Origin of the sequence: Yeosuana marina (assembly GCF_011762485.1) — a bacterium.
Taxonomy (GTDB): domain Bacteria; phylum Bacteroidota; class Bacteroidia; order Flavobacteriales; family Flavobacteriaceae; genus Yeosuana; species Yeosuana marina.
Genome location: NZ_JAAKGI010000025.1, coordinates 196720 through 212392, shown reverse-complemented (window position 1 = coordinate 212392; position 15673 = coordinate 196720). Strand labels below are relative to the sequence as shown.

Annotated in this window: 19 protein-coding genes; 10 read left to right on the top strand and 9 right to left on the bottom strand. The window is 31.2% G+C overall.

All coding sequences use genetic code 11. The annotated features are described in order from the left end of the window. Positions 1-5: 5 nt before the first annotated feature. A complete protein-coding gene (rsfS, locus tag G5V56_RS13320; RefSeq protein ID WP_166965805.1) occupies positions 6-377 on the bottom strand; it encodes a ribosome silencing factor in 372 nt (123 codons plus the stop codon). A gap of 97 nt (positions 378-474) precedes the next feature. Between rsfS and G5V56_RS13315 the strand changes: the two genes are divergently transcribed. Continuing rightward, positions 475-1206 carry a biotin--[acetyl-CoA-carboxylase] ligase gene (locus tag G5V56_RS13315; protein ID WP_166965803.1) on the top strand — a complete coding sequence of 244 codons (732 nt, stop codon included), beginning with the start codon at positions 475-477 and terminating at the stop codon, positions 1204-1206. Here G5V56_RS13315 and G5V56_RS13310 read toward each other — a convergent pair. After that, entirely contained in the window at positions 1203-1598 is a 396-nt protein-coding gene (locus G5V56_RS13310; protein WP_166965801.1) for an SRPBCC family protein, read from the bottom strand. The two genes, G5V56_RS13315 and G5V56_RS13310, sit on opposite strands and share 4 nt — an antisense overlap. 33 nt (positions 1599-1631) lie before the next feature. After that, positions 1632-2276: an orotate phosphoribosyltransferase gene (gene pyrE / locus G5V56_RS13305; protein WP_166965798.1), complete on the bottom strand. Its 645-nt coding sequence runs from the start codon at positions 2274-2276 to the stop codon at positions 1632-1634. A gap of 129 nt (positions 2277-2405) precedes the next feature. On the opposite strand from pyrE, the gene G5V56_RS13300 reads away from it, so the two are divergent. Both G5V56_RS13300 and G5V56_RS13295 read left to right on the top strand, forming a co-directional pair. Then, positions 2406-2987, top strand: a complete 582-nt coding sequence (locus G5V56_RS13300; RefSeq protein ID WP_166965796.1) for an NUDIX hydrolase — start codon at positions 2406-2408, stop codon at positions 2985-2987. Positions 2988-3169: 182 nt separating this feature from the next. Continuing rightward, positions 3170-4792 (top strand): SulP family inorganic anion transporter, encoded by a 1623-nt coding sequence (locus tag G5V56_RS13295; protein WP_166965793.1) that lies wholly within the window; start codon positions 3170-3172, stop codon positions 4790-4792. Position 4793: 1 nt separating this feature from the next. Here G5V56_RS13295 and G5V56_RS13290 read toward each other — a convergent pair whose 3' ends face one another. From G5V56_RS13290 to G5V56_RS13280, 3 genes are all read right to left on the bottom strand, one after another. Next, positions 4794-5204, bottom strand: coding sequence for a VOC family protein (locus G5V56_RS13290; RefSeq protein WP_166965791.1), 411 nt, complete (start codon positions 5202-5204; stop codon positions 4794-4796). Further along, complete coding sequence (coaD, locus tag G5V56_RS13285; RefSeq protein ID WP_166965789.1) at positions 5204-5659, bottom strand: pantetheine-phosphate adenylyltransferase; 456 nt, start codon at positions 5657-5659, stop codon at positions 5204-5206. The genes G5V56_RS13290 and coaD overlap by 1 nt, the downstream gene beginning before the upstream one ends. Positions 5660-5770: 111 nt before the next feature. Beyond that, positions 5771-6745, bottom strand: coding sequence for a D-alanine--D-alanine ligase (locus G5V56_RS13280; RefSeq protein WP_166965786.1), 975 nt, complete (start codon positions 6743-6745; stop codon positions 5771-5773). A gap of 199 nt (positions 6746-6944) precedes the next feature. Here G5V56_RS13280 and G5V56_RS13275 point away from each other — a divergent pair, with 199 nt between their 5' ends. Further along, a complete protein-coding gene (locus G5V56_RS13275; RefSeq protein ID WP_166965784.1) occupies positions 6945-7502 on the top strand; it encodes a PASTA domain-containing protein in 558 nt (185 codons plus the stop codon). A 2-nt stretch (positions 7503-7504) separates the two neighbouring features. Then, the gene (locus G5V56_RS13270; protein WP_166965782.1) at positions 7505-8548 is read left to right on the top strand and encodes an RluA family pseudouridine synthase; all 1044 of its coding nucleotides are present in this window, start codon (positions 7505-7507) and stop codon (positions 8546-8548) included. A gap of 48 nt (positions 8549-8596) precedes the next feature. Here G5V56_RS13270 and G5V56_RS13265 read toward each other — a convergent pair whose 3' ends face one another. Next, positions 8597-10402, bottom strand: a complete 1806-nt coding sequence (locus G5V56_RS13265) for a glycoside hydrolase family 2 protein (RefSeq protein WP_166965779.1) — start codon at positions 10400-10402, stop codon at positions 8597-8599. A 235-nt stretch (positions 10403-10637) separates the two neighbouring features. Here G5V56_RS13265 and G5V56_RS13260 point away from each other — a divergent pair, with 235 nt between their 5' ends. Genes G5V56_RS13260 through G5V56_RS13250 form a run of 3 tightly spaced genes read left to right on the top strand, consistent with a single transcriptional unit; the run spans position 10638 to position 12839 of the window. Then, complete coding sequence (locus G5V56_RS13260) at positions 10638-11291, top strand: VOC family protein (RefSeq protein ID WP_166965777.1); 654 nt, start codon at positions 10638-10640, stop codon at positions 11289-11291. A gap of 24 nt (positions 11292-11315) precedes the next feature. Further along, positions 11316-12074 carry a peroxide stress protein YaaA gene (gene yaaA / locus G5V56_RS13255; RefSeq protein ID WP_166965775.1) on the top strand — a complete coding sequence of 253 codons (759 nt, stop codon included), beginning with the start codon at positions 11316-11318 and terminating at the stop codon, positions 12072-12074. A 45-nt stretch (positions 12075-12119) separates the two neighbouring features. Further along, on the top strand, positions 12120-12839 hold the full coding sequence (locus tag G5V56_RS13250; protein ID WP_166965773.1) for a hypothetical protein: 720 nt from the start codon (positions 12120-12122) through the stop codon (positions 12837-12839). 28 nt (positions 12840-12867) lie between these two features. On the opposite strand, the gene G5V56_RS13245 is transcribed toward G5V56_RS13250, so the two are convergent. Next, positions 12868-13002, bottom strand: coding sequence for a 30S ribosomal protein THX (locus tag G5V56_RS13245; protein WP_166965771.1), 135 nt, complete (start codon positions 13000-13002; stop codon positions 12868-12870). 61 nt (positions 13003-13063) lie between these two features. Here G5V56_RS13245 and G5V56_RS13240 point away from each other — a divergent pair, with 61 nt between their 5' ends. Continuing rightward, the gene (locus G5V56_RS13240; RefSeq protein ID WP_166965769.1) at positions 13064-13750 is read left to right on the top strand and encodes a uracil-DNA glycosylase family protein; all 687 of its coding nucleotides are present in this window, start codon (positions 13064-13066) and stop codon (positions 13748-13750) included. Between the two features lie 3 nt (positions 13751-13753). On the opposite strand, the gene hemG is transcribed toward G5V56_RS13240, so the two are convergent. Then, positions 13754-14281 (bottom strand): menaquinone-dependent protoporphyrinogen IX dehydrogenase, encoded by a 528-nt coding sequence (hemG, locus tag G5V56_RS13235; RefSeq protein WP_166965767.1) that lies wholly within the window; start codon positions 14279-14281, stop codon positions 13754-13756. 102 nt (positions 14282-14383) lie between these two features. On the opposite strand from hemG, the gene G5V56_RS13230 reads away from it, so the two are divergent. Then, complete coding sequence (locus G5V56_RS13230; RefSeq protein ID WP_166965765.1) at positions 14384-15661, top strand: DUF2851 family protein; 1278 nt, start codon at positions 14384-14386, stop codon at positions 15659-15661. The last annotated feature ends 12 nt before the right edge of the window (positions 15662-15673 follow it).

Sequence of the window (15673 nt, the reverse complement as noted above, 5' to 3'; positions counted from 1 at the left end):
TTTTTTTAGTAACTAGTTTCTATTACAGTTGTTTTTGCATCTCCCCATAGACTTTCAATATCATAATAGTCTCTAATATGTTTTTGAAATACATGAACAACAACATTTATATAATCAATTAAAACCCATTCAGCATTGTCTTCTCCTTCAACATGCCATGGATTGTCTTTAAGTTCTTTACTTACTTTTTTTTGTACTGATTTGACAATAGCGCCAACTTGTGTATTTGAAGTTCCTTCACAAATTATAAAGTAATCACAAACCGTGTTTTCAATATCTCTTAAATCAAGAATATTAATTTTATTTCCTTTAACATCTTCTATACTACTTATTATTACTGATATTAGTTGGTCTGCGCTTATATTTTCTTTCGCCATTAATTTGATTTAAATTTGTGCAAAGTTATTATTTTTTTAGTTCTTTATACTTTAAAATAATCATAAGATTCTATAGTAATATAACAAATAACTTCAAATGCCTATAATCAAACTTGATGCCATCGATTCTACCAACAGGTACCTACGTAAGCTTACCAATGAAGAAGTGGTTAAAGATTATACTACTGTAGTAACAAAACACCAAACTAATGGAAGAGGTCAAATGGGAACGATTTGGAATTCTGAAAGTTCTAAAAACCTGACTTTTAGTGTGTTTAAAGATGTTTCGAAGCAGCACATAGAGTACCCTTTTTACATAAGTATTGCCACCTCGTTAGCATTAATTAAATCTTTACAAAGTTTTTCTATACCTAAATTAAGTGTGAAATGGCCTAACGACATTTTGTCAGAAGACAAGAAGATTTGTGGCATTTTAATTGAAAATGTCATTAAACAAAGTCATATAACCGCATCAATAATTGGTATAGGACTAAATATTAATCAAACACAATTTGAAGGGTTGCCAAAAGCATCGTCTCTTAAGTTATTGTCGGGTAGAACCTTTTATCTTGATGAAGTTTTGGATGTTGTTTTAAAAAACTTAAAATATTATTTTAATATTTTAAAAAGCCAAGATTATTCTAACTTGAAACGAGAATATGAAATGTATTTGTTTAGAAAAAATAAACCTTCAACATTTAAAGATGCTGAAGGTTGCGTGTTTTCTGGTTTTATAAAAAATGTCTCCGTATCTGGTAATTTAAGAGTGTTATTGGAGGATGAAATTATAAAAGAGTACGATTTAAAAGATATTACACTTTTATATTAAATAGATTTAGGGATACTCGTTGCTAGAGTTTCAATAAACTTACTTATTGGGCCTTTAATCATCATAGCCATCATGGGATTAAAATCTCCATCAAATGTTAATTGTACATCACTGGAGCTATCGCTATTTTCTACAATATTACCTGTAAGTGAAAAGTCCAATTTCCCTCCAGCAGCACCAAGAACAATTTTATTAGGCGGAACAAGTTCCTTTTTTTTAAGAATTATTTCTGGCATACCTTTTAAAGCAAATAAAAACGTATCATCACTTAATACTTCAAACTTGCTAATGTTTTCAGGCATTAAAGATTCGAAATTTTTAATGTCTGACAAGAAATCAAATACTTCTTGAGGAGATTTACTTACATTTATTTTTGGCGATTCTAAATTCATTTTTGTTTTCGTTTATTGTGAACTAATAAACTATCAAATAGCGTTCCATTCACTTGGGTTTGAATTCCAATCAGACAATGTTGTCAATTCTTTTTGAGAAATGTAATTGGTTTCTAAGGCTTGGTCCAGTAAACTTTCATAATTACTCAACGTATGCAATGTAACATCTTCTTTTTTAAAGTTTTCAGTTGCAACATCAAAACCATATGAAAAAATTGCCACCATACCTTTAATGTTTATCTCAGCTTCTTTGAGCGCTTTTGCTGCATTTAAGCTACTTTTGCCTGTGCTTATCAAATCTTCAACAACCACAACACTTTGTCCGGCTTCTATATAACCCTCTATTTGGTTTTTTCTACCATGTCCTTTGGCTTCAGGGCGCACATAAATAAAAGGCAGTCCTAAATATTCGGCAACCAATACACCAATACCAATTGCTCCAGTAGCAACACCAGCGATAACATCTGGCCTGCCATATAACTCTTCAATTTGTTTCCCCATTGTTTCTCTAATATAGTTTCTAATGGGAGGGTAGGATAGGATAATACGATTATCACAGTATATTGGAGATTTCCATCCAGATGCCCAAGTAAACGGTTCTTTTGGGCTGAGTTTTATAGCATTTATTTGCAATAAAACTTCGGCAGTTTGTCTAGCAGTTTCTTTATTAAAAATCATAAGAACAAAATTACATATAAATTTAGTTTTTTGTAATGTTGAATATGAATAAAAATATTTTTTTCAACAATTGCTGATTTGTTTTGAAAAATGATATTTTTACCAGACTATAAATGTTAACAATTAAGCATGCATAAAGTTTTTGTCGGCGACAAACCTATAATTTTAACCACAGTAGTAGAGCAAGAAACCAATTTTAAGAATTATCTGCTCAACACCGTAAATTTAAGGAAGGTCATAAAAGAACTTAACACAACGTCTATAAAAGAGGTTCGCCTTATTCATAAAAATAAAGATAAATTACTTAAAAAGTTTTTAAAAAAAATGCCTAATGTTGTTGCTGGAGGAGGAAAGGTTTATAATGAAAACAGAGATATATTATTTATTTACAGAAATGATAAGTGGGATTTGCCTAAAGGAAAAGCTGAAAGAAGAGAAACTATTGAAGAAACTGCTATTAGAGAGGTTACCGAAGAAACAGGAGTAAACGGTTTAGAGATCGTAAAACCAATAGAAACAACCTATCATATATTCAAGCGTAATGGAAGGCATAGAATTAAAGTTACCTATTGGTTTGAAATGAAAACAAGTTTTAAAGGTAATTTATATGCACAGGAGGAAGAAGGGATTACCAAAGTAGAATGGTTAAACAAAGAACAAACCGAAGAAGCTTTACAAAACTCTTATGCTAATATTAAATTATTGATTTAATAGAATCAGCATTTTAAGTAACTTTTTCTAGTTAAGTGAAACTTTTTTATAAATTGATTCTAAACTTTTAATAGTAAAACCATTTTTTTTCAATCGTTTTCGTACAAATTATTAGAATTAAAGTAAATGCTTCTTGCTCATCTTTGTATTAACTGTAAATTTGCCCCTTCAAAAAAACAACCATGACAGAATTTATAAGAAAACAAACGAGCAATGTAAAAAATGACATTTTAAGCGGACTAACTGTTGCTTTGGCTTTAGTGCCTGAAGCAGTGGCATTTGCATTTGTGGCAGGAGTAGATCCATTAGTAGGTTTGTATGCTGCTTTTATGGTTGGTTTTATAACCTCTGTTTTTGGTGGTCGTCCTGGTATGATAAGTGGTGCTACCGGAGCTTTAGCGGTTGTAATGGTTGCATTAGTAGCAGAAGGAAATGCCATGGGTGCAGAAGGGGAAAATCTTGGTTTGTATTATTTGTTTGCAACCGTTATTTTAATGGGCGTTATACAAATGCTAGCAGGTTTTTTTAAACTAGGCAAATTTGTTCGTTTAATTCCGCATCCTGTTATGATGGGTTTTGTAAACGGTTTAGCGATTGTAATCTTTTTGTCTCAGTTGAAAATGTTTATGACTTTTAACGGAGAAGAGCTTGTCTGGATGCATGGAAAACAATTGTGGATAATGATAGGTCTTGTGGTTTTAACCATGGGAATCATGTTTGGACTTCCAAAGATTACCAAAAAATTACCAGAAGCTTTGTTGGCTATTATAGTAGTTTCGGCTATTGTTATTTTTGGAAAGCTTGATGTGGCTACTGTTGGAAGTTTTATTAGAGATGGAGGAGGAGCAGGATTAAAAGGAGGATTACCTCATTTTCAATGGGATATTTTTGAAAAAGTTCCGTTTAATTATCAAACTATAAAATTCATTTTTCCTTATGCGCTCATTTTAGCTGCGATTGGATTAATAGAATCTTTAATGACTTTAAACTTAGTTGATGAACTTACAGAAACGAGAGGGGATACTAATAGAGAGTGTCTTGCCCAAGGTGGTGCCAATATTGTTACTGGTTTTTTTGGAGGTATGGGTGGATGTGCCATGATAGGTCAATCACTAATTAATATTAAAGGAGGCGGTAGAGGCCGGTTGTCGGGCATTGTGGCATCTTTAGCTTTGTTGGCGTTTATTTTATTCGCTTCGGGTCTTATAGAACAAGTACCTGTTGCTGCTTTAGTAGGCGTTATGTTTATGGTTGTTATTGGTACGTTTGCATGGAGTAGTTTTAGAATATTGAATAAAATTCCGTTAAGTGATGTGATTGTGTTGGTTTCGGTGTCAGCATTAACCATTATTTTTGATTTAGCAATTGCAGTTATCGCAGGGGTTATAATGAGTGCGTTGGTGTTCTCTTGGGAAAATGCGAAACGAATTCGAGCTCGTAAGCGTATGCGTGAAGATGGAACTAAGGTTTATGAAATTTGGGGTCCACTTTTTTTCGGGTCTATTATAGCCTTTAACGATAAGTTTGATGTGAAAAATGATCCGGAAAATGTTGAAGTTGATTTTGTAGAGTCCAGAATTAGTGATCATTCTGCTATTGAAGCTATCTATAATTTAGTAAATAAATATGAAGCCGAAGGCAAATCTATCAAGCTAAAACACTTGAGTGAAGATTGTAAAGTACTATTATATAAATCTAGTCCAAAATTTAAGGAAGTTGTTGTTGAAGATATTGATGATCCGCGTTATCATTTAGCAGAAAATCCAGAGGCCTTTACTAAAGGATTGTCTGAATATAAACTGTAAATTATTTATAAAATTGATTTTCATCAATTAAAAGGGTTGTTAATTCAACTGTATGATTGTCTGGGTCCTTTAAGTAGATAGAGTGAAAATAATGATGGTCTTGAAATATAAAGGCCTCATTTATCTCATTAAAATATGTTTTTGCTTTAATAAAATCTTCGTTTGAAACGTTGAAAGCAAAATGATCAATTTTAATGTTTTTTGAATTCATAGGGAATTGATCATCATCCAAAGTGGCTGGAAAAATTGCGATTCCCGATTTTCCTGATAACATGAAAATAGGAAACTCTCCCCATTTTTCAAGTTTATAAATTGTTAACCCTAAAACTTTAGAATACCAATTAACAGAGTCATTAATGTCCTTGACCCTAATTGCAACATGATCTAGAAAATTAATATCAAATGGCTTCATTATTTAACTCTGACGCTATCGGGAACTAACTTAGTGTAATCTCCATTATTTCTGATAACGTCTCTTACAATACTAGAACTAATAAAGGATGTTCTTGCAGATGTTAGCAAAAATACAGTTTCAATTTTTGAAAGCTTTCGGTTGGTGTGAGCTATTGCTTTTTCAAACTCGAAATCGGCAGGATTACGAAGACCGCGTAAAATAAAAGGCACTTTAATCTCTTTACAAAATTGAACCGTTAGTCCTTCGTAAGTGACTACTTTTACTTTAGGTACATTTTTAAAAGCATCTTCGATAAATTGTTTGCGTTCTTCTAAAGAAAACATGTAATTCTTTTCCGAATTAATCCCAATGGCTACAATAACTTCATCAAATAAGGCCACACCTCGTTTAATAATATCAACGTGACCTAATGTTAATGGATCAAACGACCCTGGAAAAAGCGCTTTCTTCATACTTTAAAATTACAATTTTTATTTTATCTGCTGACAACCGACTGTTTTTAATTGCTAGTTGTAATTCGCATAGTAGGTTATTTTCAATATTAATAAAGGACTGAAAAACGATTATTTTAAGGCTTCTTCAATAGCATTGTCAAACAAGTCACTAAGACTAATTCCGGCGCAAGCAGCTTGCTGAGGTAAAATACTTTCTTTGGTTAACCCAGGAATGGTATTCATTTCTAATAAATGAGGTTCTCCATCTTTAAAAATAAATTCACTTCTTGAAAATCCTTTCATTTTTAAAATATCATATACTTGTTTGGCAGCTTTGACAACTTTAGCTTCCTCATCTTTTGTTAATCTGGCAGGTGTTATTTCTTTTGATTTCCCTTGGTATTTTGCCTCATAATCAAAAAAATCGTTATCGCTTACAATTTCGGTAACTGGGAGTACTTTAGTTTCTCCTTTATAGGTAATAACGCCAACTGAAACTTCTGTTCCATCTAAAAAAGATTCAATAATAATCTCATCATCTTCTTTAAAAGCCACATCAATAGCTCCTTGTAAATTTTCATTTTTATAAACTTTAGAAATTCCAAAACTACTTCCTGCTTTATTAGCTTTTACAAAGCATGGCAAGCCTACTTTGCTAATAATAGCATCTTCATTAATGGTATCACCAAGATTTAAATAAAATGATTCTGCAGTTTTTATACCATACGGTTTTAAGGTGCTTAAAAAATCACGTTTGTTATAGGTTAAACTTGCCTGATACATATCGCAACTGGTATGTGGCATATTGATTAGTTTAAAATATCCTTGCATAAACCCGTCTTCACCAGGAGAGCCATGAATAGCATTAAACACGCAATCAAAGGTTGTTTTTGAATTGTTTACAGTAACAGAAAAATCATTTTTATTTATGGGAAATTCTGTATTATTATCATCTACATAAACCCATTTGTCTTTAAAAATATGAATGCGATATGTATTGTACTTTGATGAATCTAAGGTGTCATAAACAACGTTTCCACTTTTTAAGGAGATTTTATATTCACTTGAATAGCCTCCCATTATAATAGCTATGTTCTTTTTCATGGATTATAATATATATCAGTAAATCGTTTTGTAAAAATATCATTTATTTCTTCTAAATATTATGGATAAGAATAAATAATTATAAACATATTTAATCCATTTTGATTTTAATAAACGTATATAACAAAAGAGAAATTAAACGATTTAAATGATTAAAACATAAATTTGTTTAGTTTTGTTTAAAATATTTAGACTATTCATGAGCCTTATTAAATTTCTTATCAGTAAAACCTTTTTTAAGCAAGTTTTATTAGCCGTTGTGGCACTAGTTGTGTTATGTTTTATTCTTTTAAAATGGTTAAATGTGACGACCAATCATGGCGAGTTTGAAACCGTTCCTAACCTTACTGGAAAATCTATTAGTGTTGCTAAAATAGAGCTTGAGCAAAATCATTTGGTGATGCAAATTCAGGATTCTGCTAACTTTAACCCCAAGTACCCTAAGTTTTCTGTTATTGAACAAGATCCGGTTGCAGGCGCAAAAGTTAAAGAGGATAGAAAAATTTATATTACGTTAAATCCATCTGGATATAGAAAAATAACGGTTCCAGATTTAAAAGAACGTACTTTTAGACAAGCAAAACCGACATTGGAAGCCATAGGTTTTGCAGTTGGAAAACTAACCTATGTTGATAATATTGGTAAAGATATGGTGTTGAAAATGATGTTTAAAGGTAAAGAAATTCAACCAGGCGATATGCTACCCAAAACATCAAAAATTGATTTGGTTCTTGGTAATGGAAACAGACCAAATTAATTATGGATGATACTAATTTAAATTTGCCCGAAGAAGAGAATGATGATTTGTATGAGCATCATGCCTTTGCTGTAGATAAAGGGCAATCCCCACTTCGCATAGACAAATATTTAATGAATCGTATTGAAAATGCGACTCGAAATAAAATTCAAGATGGCGCCAAAAACGGGAGTGTTTTTGTTAATGGTGTTGCTGTTAAATCCAATTATAAGGTAAAACCATTTGATGAGATTAAAGTGTTGTTTGCGCATCCGCCTTATGAGAATTTGTTGGTTGGAGAAGATATTCCCTTAGATGTCGTTTATGAAGATGATACCTTGTTAGTGGTTAATAAACCAGCAGGAATGGTCGTGCATCCAGGTCATGGTAATTACTCAGGAACCTTAATAAATGCTCTTATTTACAGGTTTGATAATTTACCTAATAATTCCAGTGATAGACCAGGATTGGTGCATCGGATAGATAAGGATACAAGTGGACTTTTAGTAATTGCAAAAACAGAGCAGGCTATGACACATTTGTCACTTCAATTTGCAGAAAAAACAAGTACACGCGAGTATGTCGCTTTGGTATGGGGAAATATTGAAGAAGATGAAGGTACGGTTGAAGGTAATATTGGGCGTCACCCAAAAAACAGATTGCAAAATACTGTTTATTTTGGTGATGAAGCTGATAAAGGAAAACCAGCCATAACTCATTACAAGGTTTTGGAGCGTTTAGGCTATGTAACTCTAGTGTCTTGTAAGTTAGAAACGGGTAGAACGCATCAAATACGTGTGCATATGAAACATATTGGGCACACCCTTTTTAATGATGAACGTTACGGTGGAGAAAAAATACTAAAAGGAACCACATTTACAAAATATAAGCAGTTTGTAGATAACTGCTTTAAAGTGTTGCCAAGACAAGCATTACATGCTAAAACATTGGGATTTGTTCATCCTAAAACAGGTGAATTTATGAGTTTTAGTACACCAATTCCTGACGATATGTCTCAGTGCATAGAAAAATGGAAAAACTATTCTAAACATCAAGAATTAGAATAGTTAGATCTTTTTTTCAATAATAAAATCAAAAGACTTTATTGATTTGTACTAATTGTTTTCGTTATTGTAATAATCTTTAAGAATATAAAAGGCTTGTTTTTTCATGCCTTGTTCAGAAATCAATCCTTTTCTGTTAAAATCATCTTGAATTCTTCTTAACGGGCGTCTTGAAGAACGGAAGTCCATTAAAATCCAAGGCGATAAACCTGCCAAAAATTTAATATTCCGCATCATTTCAATATTTTTTTTGTACACATCAGCTTGGTATTCTTCTGTCCAACGTTCATTTTTGTTTCCATGTAATCCATATAAAGCACCACCTCCAACTTCACTCATAATCATAGGTTTGTTGTATTTACTTGCCCATTTAATGTCAGGACATGTTTCTGGTGCTCCTGCATACCAACCGCAATAATTATTAATACCAATTACATCTACAATTGTTCCAAGTGGGTCTTCTATTAAATTGCCATCATTACCTTTTCCTTGGGTATCTAATGCAGCAGTAATTAATCTGGTATTATCAAGTTTTCGTGCTTGTTTAGCTAAGTCTGCTATAAAAGATAATCGAGCTTCTCCCTCTGGGGTTTCATTAGCCATAGACCATAATAGGATAGCCGCTCTATTTTTATCTCTAGAAATCATTTCAGTCAGTTGATTTTGTGCATTGGCATACGTGTCTTTGTTGTCAAATTGAACGGTCCAGTATACCGGTATTTCAGACCAAATCATAAAGCCCATTTTTTCAGCTTCACGAACCATGGTTTCGCTATGTGGATAATGAGCTAATCGAATAAAATTACAACCTAACTCTTTAGCCCATTTTAGTAGTATTTTACATTCTTCTTTTGATGTAACCCGACCGGTTTTAAAAGGAGCTTCTTCGTGAATACTTATGCCTTTTAGGAATATTGGTTTATTGTTTAATAAAATTTTACTTCCATCGGTGGCTACCGTCCTAAAACCAATATGATCAGTTAATTTGTCGGTTGGTGTTTTAATAATGACTTCGTATAATTTGGGACTATAAGGACTCCAAAGCACAGGTTTTGCCTTCACTGAAAATTTAGCTATTCCGTTTTTAAGAATTGAGTTTACACTTTTTTTAAGTTCGGGGATATTAATGGTAACGGCATCACCATCTTTACTGTTTTCAACTTGTACCCAACCATCAATAGTTGTTGTGTTTCCTTTAGGTAATTGAATAGAATAGTCTTTAATATATGATTTTGGAGTTGTAATTAAATGCACAGACCTTGTGATACCGCCATAGTTCCACCAATCCTGATTTACAGTTGGTACATTCTCTTTTTTACGTTTATTATCTACTTTTACAACCACAAAATTATCGCCTTCCTTAAGTTTATTGGTAACCTCAAATTGAAAAGGGGTATATCCACCAACATGAGATCCTATGCGTTCTCCGTTTAAATATACAATCGCTTCGTAGTTAACAGCTTCAAAATATAAAAAAGCAAGTTTGTCTGAGTTAGCATGGTATGTAAAGTCTTTTTTATACCATACAGTTCCTTCATAATAGTATAACTTATCCATTTGTGTATTCCAATCTCCAGGAACATCTAATTGAAAACTTATGTCGAAATTATATTCAATAAGATCTGAGGGTGATGTCATTTTAGCATTTTTAAAATAACCATTGTCTTTCGGTAACAGTCTGTGATTGTAGTAGCCGTTTTCAAGAGGGTCTACAATAATATCCCACTTACCATTAAGAGATGTGTTTTGTCTGGAATTTATATTTTGTAATAGATCAGCAAACTCTAAATTTTGAGCTGTAAGAGTAGTACTTAGGATTAAAAATAGCCCTATTAAAATATTGACAAGATTCTTCATAAAAAAATTAATTTTTAATATAGTGTTTAGTTTGTGAGGATTTTAATTTTTAAATCCTAGAACGTATTTGAAATGGAAACGTTTGAAATCTTTATAAGAAACGAATTTAGTTAAAATCTTTTACGGGCACAATGTTATTACGTTTATCCTGAGCTATAAAAAGGTTTTATGATTACATAAGATAAATCAGTTTGAATTATTGTTTCACATGAAAATTCATATGTAATTTTAAATTGTGAAAATTAGCGAATTAACATTGTTTACTAATAACATTCAAAAACAAAAACAGTTTTATAAACATGTTTTAAATTTTGAACAAGTTCTAGATACACCTCAAAAAATATCTTTTAAAACAGGGAAAAGCACCTTAGTATTTCAATATAAATCGCAAACAAAATCAGCACATCTGGCGTTTAATATTCCTTCAAATGCTATTAATGATGCACTTATTTGGTTAAAAAAACGAACAGACATCCTGACATTTAACAACGAACCTATTGCAGACTTTGTTGGTTGGAAAGCCAAGTCTGTTTATTTTTATGATGCAGACCATAACATTTTGGAGTTTATTGCCAGAGAGCGCATCAATATAGAAAGTGACACAGCTTTTAACCCAAACACCATTCTTTCAATTAGTGAAATAGCTATGGTTACAGATCATATTAAACCTTTATTTGAAACCATAAACAACCTAGAACCAATTGCTGTTTTTGATGGTGATTTTGATAGATTTTGCGCCTTCGGAAATGACGAAGGCTTGTTTATTATGGTTAATAAAAACAAGAAAACCTATTTCCCAACCATGGAAGAAGCCTTTACATCAGATTTTATTATAAGAGGAGACTATAACTTTAGTTTTGAGAATGGAAAAATAAAAGAAATAGTGTAATTTAGTTAACATAAAAATAAAAACATGAAACTTGTTTTATCACCAGCGAAATCTCTTGATTTTGAAAGTCAGTTACCAAATTCAATATCAACTGAAGCTCAGTTTTTAAAGGAGTCTGAGCGGATTAATGCTTTGCTTAAAAAGAAATCGACAAAAGATTTATCAAAACTTATGAGTATTTCTGATGCCCTAGGACATTTAAATTATGAACGAAATCAGGCTTGGGAATTACCGTTTACTTCAGATAATGCAAGACCTGCTGTATATGCATTTAGTGGCGATGTTTACAGAGGTTTAGATGCATATTCTATTCCTAATGAAAAATTAGCGATACTTCAGGATACTGTTATAATACTTTCTGGATTATATGGTTTATTAAAACCAACAGATTTAATACAGCCGTATCGATTAGAAATGGGAACAAAATTTCCGATTGGAAAAAATAAAAATTTGTATGAGTTTTGGAAAAAAACAATAACAAATGCTTTAAACAAAGAACTTGAAGATGATGAATTGTTTTTGAATCTTGCCAGTAATGAATATTTTAAGGCTATTGATACTAAAGCATTAAAAGTGCCTGTTGTAACAGCTTCTTTTAAAGATTTTAAAAATGGCCAATATAAAATTATTTCTTTTTATGCTAAAGAAGCAAGAGGTTTAATGGCACGTTATATTGTAGATACTAATGCTGAAACCGTTGATGATTTAAAAGGGTTTAATTATGAAGGCTATGGTTTTAGTGAGTCTATGTCTAACGATAATACCTTGGTGTTTATTAGATAATGCCTACTTTTGAATAGTGTTTTAACCCAATCTAATAAATTTTCAATGTATTACTTAATTATTATACTGCAAGCATATTGTTTGTATCACTTATTCAAGTATAGAAATCAATTCTATTGGGTATTTGTTATTTTATTTATTCCGCTAATTGGATGTGTTATTTATTTAATTATCCATGTTTACAATAAACGTGATGCAGATAAAATTCAAGAGAATGTCGTGTCTATTATAAACCCTACAAAGCGCATAAGAGATTTAGAAAAGACGTTGCAGTTTTCCGAAACCTATCAAAATAAGGTTAATCTAGCAGATGCTTATGCAGAAATTAAAGCCTTTGATAAGGCAATTCCTCATTATCTAAGTGCGTTAGAAGGTAATTTTCAAAATGACTTTTATGTTATTGAGCAACTCATAAAATCTTATTTTGCTATTGAAGACTATGAGAACGTTATTTTGTATGCTGAAAAAATAATAGATCATACAGAGTTTAAAAAGACTAGATCGCAATTTTTGTATGGTCTATCTTTAGAAAAAATAGGAAAACTAGAAGAAGCTGAGACTAACCTAAAAGAAATAGATGTCCGTTTTTCTTTTTATGAAGAACGTTTTATTTTAGCAAAGTTTTTAATAAATCAAAACAAAGTTCAAGACGGTAAAGATATTTTAGATGAAATTCACAAAGAAGCTCAGTACATGACTAAGCAAAACAAACGAATTTATAGAAACACCATTCTTGAAGTTGAAAAACTCAGAAATAGTCTTTAGCGGGTTTTAATTGCTTTTAAGAAAAGCATTATTTAGCTTTCGCCTTGTTATCAATATCTATTTTATTTTCAACAGATCGTCTTTTTTTTATGCGAGGTCTTCTACTACCATAAGTGCCTCGATGAATTTTTCCACGTTTTGTTTTTTTATCTCCTTTACCCATAATGTTGAATATTTTTAGAAATTTTAAAATACAAAACTTTTAATTAAAATCCTAAAAAACAGTGTTTAAACACCAACATCCATATGTGCCTTTTATCAAACAAAACACAACTAAATTGATTGTTGGAACCTTGCCGCCACCGCGCTTTTCAAGAGGAGAACTTTTAGAAAAAGATGTTGATTTTTGTTATGGAAGTTACTACAATTCGTTATGGTTATTTATTGATAAAATTAACAATTTGAATTTACGGTATGATAATTCTAAAGAAGCTGTTGAACAGCGTAAGCAGTTTTTAATTGATTGTAAAATAGGTGTTTGCGACATTGTTGAAAGTTGCGAACGGGAGAAAATTGATGCCTCCGATTTAGGCATGAAGAACATTATACTTAGAGATATTATTGGTTATTTAAAACAATATTCAAGTATTGATACATTATTGTTTACAGGTGGTAATAGTAAAAATGGTCCTGAGTATTTCTTTAGAAAACATCTTAAAGACTATAAAATTAAATTAGATTTAGTATCGAACGAAATTCCACGTGTGCATCAATTTCAGTTGTCGGACAAGTCAGCCCCAGATGAAACCTCGTTAAGAACCATAAAAACGGTGTCTTTAACGTCAAGTTCAGGAGCGGCAAACATTTCAATTAGTAAAATACCTTTGTACAAGCAATTAAAAAGTAAAAACCCTAAATTCAATACGTTTGATTTTAGGGTAATGCAGTATCGGGAGTTTTTTAAGGAATAGTTTTTATAAATCAATTAGTTTTAAACTAAAATCTTTAACTCTGTCCCAGTTAGTGTATTCTATTTCGGCGTCTTTATTAGTAGGCCCTTTAGTCATCCACATAATGAGTTGAATCATTTTTCTATCAAAAAAAGTGTATTTTTTATAGTCAATCTTTCCAGCAAACACCTCTACATACGTTGGTTCCCAGTCAATAGTTTTAAAAAACTTAACCACATATGGATTCGTGTCCGGAGCATTTTTTTCAGCTTTTCGAGCAACTAAATTTACCGAAAAGAATATTGATGTTTTAGCTTCAAGTTCATCTTTGTGAACTTTTATAAACTCAATAATTTTTTTGTGATGAACTCCATATCGAATACTTGAGCCTATAACAATTTTGTCATAAGCATTGATATCTCCATGAAAGTCATCTATAGAAAAAAGGTCAACGCCTTGGTTGTTTTCTTTAAGATGTTTTGTAACTGCATTACAAATTTTTAAGGTCTGCCCATCCACAGATGAATATATAATTAGAAGATTTTTTTGCATGATTTTTTTAATTAGTTAAAGTTACTCATTTATTGAGTTTCATACAAAAAATGTATATGTGTATTTTTAGATATTTAATAATACTTTTCTTATTTTCGATTCATGCAAGAAGATTTTTTACATTATCTATGGAGACATAAGAAATTTGAGGTTTCAAAAATAAGAACTGAGAATAACGAACAAATTTCTATTATTTCTGTTGGTGATTATAATCAAGATTCGGGACCAGATTTTTTTAATGCACAATTAAGAATAGGCAATCAACTTTGGGCTGGGAGTGTTGAGATTCATGTAAAATCATCAGATTGGTATTTACATAATCATGAAACCGATTCTAATTATGACAACGTAATTTTACATGTTGTTTGGGAACATGATACAGATGTTTATAGAAAAGATAATACTAGCATTTCAACATTAGAATTGAGACACTATATACCTAAGGAAACATTACACAATTATGAGAAGTTATTTTCAAAATCTGAAAAATGGATTAATTGTGAACAAGATCTCGCAGGAATTGATGACTTTAAAGTAAACAATTGGCTAGAGCGTTTATATTTTGAGCGTTTAGAAAGGAAATCTTATCGTGTAAAAAAACTCTTAGGTGACTCAAAAAATGATTGGGAAGCAGTTTTATTTAAAACATTAGCAAAAAACTTTGGGTTAAAAGTAAATGGAGATGCTTTTTTAAGTATTGCAGATTCAATAGATTTTTCAATAGTTCGTAAAGCGCAATCTAACCAAACCATTCTTGAAGCTCTGTTTTTTGGACAAGCAGATTTATTGGAAAGCGATATTCAAGATCAGTATTACTTAAATTTAGTTAAAGAGTATAAGTATTTAAAACAAAAGTTTAGTTTGCCGAATAAGGCGCTTATACCTATTCAGTTTTTTAGATTACGGCCAGCTAACTTTCCTACGATTCGCTTATCGCAACTAGCAAGCTTGTATCATTATCATAAAAATTTGTTTTCTAAAATTATAGAATTACAGCATAAAGATGAATTTTACAACTTGTTTGCAATAGAAACATCTTCCTATTGGGAAACGCATTTTGCTTTTGGGAAACCTTCAAAACCTTCAAAGAAACGAATTACTAAAGCATTTGTAGATTTACTATTAATTAATACTATTATTCCCATTAAGTTTAGTTATGCGCTTCATATTGGAAAACAAATAGATAGTGACATTATAAATTTACTACAAGGTATAGTTTCAGAAAAGAACAGTATCGTTGAAAAGTTTAACTCAATAAAGCCAGTTTCAAAATCCGCATTACAGTCTCAAGCATTAATCCAGTTAAAAAATGACTATTGTGATAAAAATAGGTGTTTACATTGCAATATAGGTAATGAAATATTAACAAGAAATGATTAATTTGCAACATAA

Coding starts and splice junctions, on each gene's coding strand:
- G5V56_RS13295 (WP_166965793.1), top strand. CDS start 3,170: ATGACAGAATTTATAAGAAAACAAACGAGCAATGTAAAAAATGACATT.
- G5V56_RS13310 (WP_166965801.1), bottom strand. CDS start 1,598: ATGAATTTAGAATCGCCAAAAATAAATGTAAGTAAATCTCCTCAAGAA.
- G5V56_RS13270 (WP_166965782.1), top strand. CDS start 7,505: ATGGATGATACTAATTTAAATTTGCCCGAAGAAGAGAATGATGATTTG.
- G5V56_RS13315 (WP_166965803.1), top strand. CDS start 475: ATGCCTATAATCAAACTTGATGCCATCGATTCTACCAACAGGTACCTA.
- G5V56_RS13280 (WP_166965786.1), bottom strand. CDS start 6,745: ATGAAAAAGAACATAGCTATTATAATGGGAGGCTATTCAAGTGAATAT.
- G5V56_RS13275 (WP_166965784.1), top strand. CDS start 6,945: ATGAGCCTTATTAAATTTCTTATCAGTAAAACCTTTTTTAAGCAAGTT.
- G5V56_RS13250 (WP_166965773.1), top strand. CDS start 12,120: ATGTATTACTTAATTATTATACTGCAAGCATATTGTTTGTATCACTTA.
- G5V56_RS13245 (WP_166965771.1), bottom strand. CDS start 13,002: ATGGGTAAAGGAGATAAAAAAACAAAACGTGGAAAAATTCATCGAGGC.
- G5V56_RS13290 (WP_166965791.1), bottom strand. CDS start 5,204: ATGAAGCCATTTGATATTAATTTTCTAGATCATGTTGCAATTAGGGTC.
- hemG (WP_166965767.1), bottom strand. CDS start 14,281: ATGCAAAAAAATCTTCTAATTATATATTCATCTGTGGATGGGCAGACC.
- coaD (WP_166965789.1), bottom strand. CDS start 5,659: ATGAAGAAAGCGCTTTTTCCAGGGTCGTTTGATCCATTAACATTAGGT.
- yaaA (WP_166965775.1), top strand. CDS start 11,316: ATGAAACTTGTTTTATCACCAGCGAAATCTCTTGATTTTGAAAGTCAG.
- G5V56_RS13230 (WP_166965765.1), top strand. CDS start 14,384: ATGCAAGAAGATTTTTTACATTATCTATGGAGACATAAGAAATTTGAG.
- G5V56_RS13300 (WP_166965796.1), top strand. CDS start 2,406: ATGCATAAAGTTTTTGTCGGCGACAAACCTATAATTTTAACCACAGTA.
- pyrE (WP_166965798.1), bottom strand. CDS start 2,276: ATGATTTTTAATAAAGAAACTGCTAGACAAACTGCCGAAGTTTTATTG.
- rsfS (WP_166965805.1), bottom strand. CDS start 377: ATGGCGAAAGAAAATATAAGCGCAGACCAACTAATATCAGTAATAATA.
- G5V56_RS13265 (WP_166965779.1), bottom strand. CDS start 10,402: ATGAAGAATCTTGTCAATATTTTAATAGGGCTATTTTTAATCCTAAGT.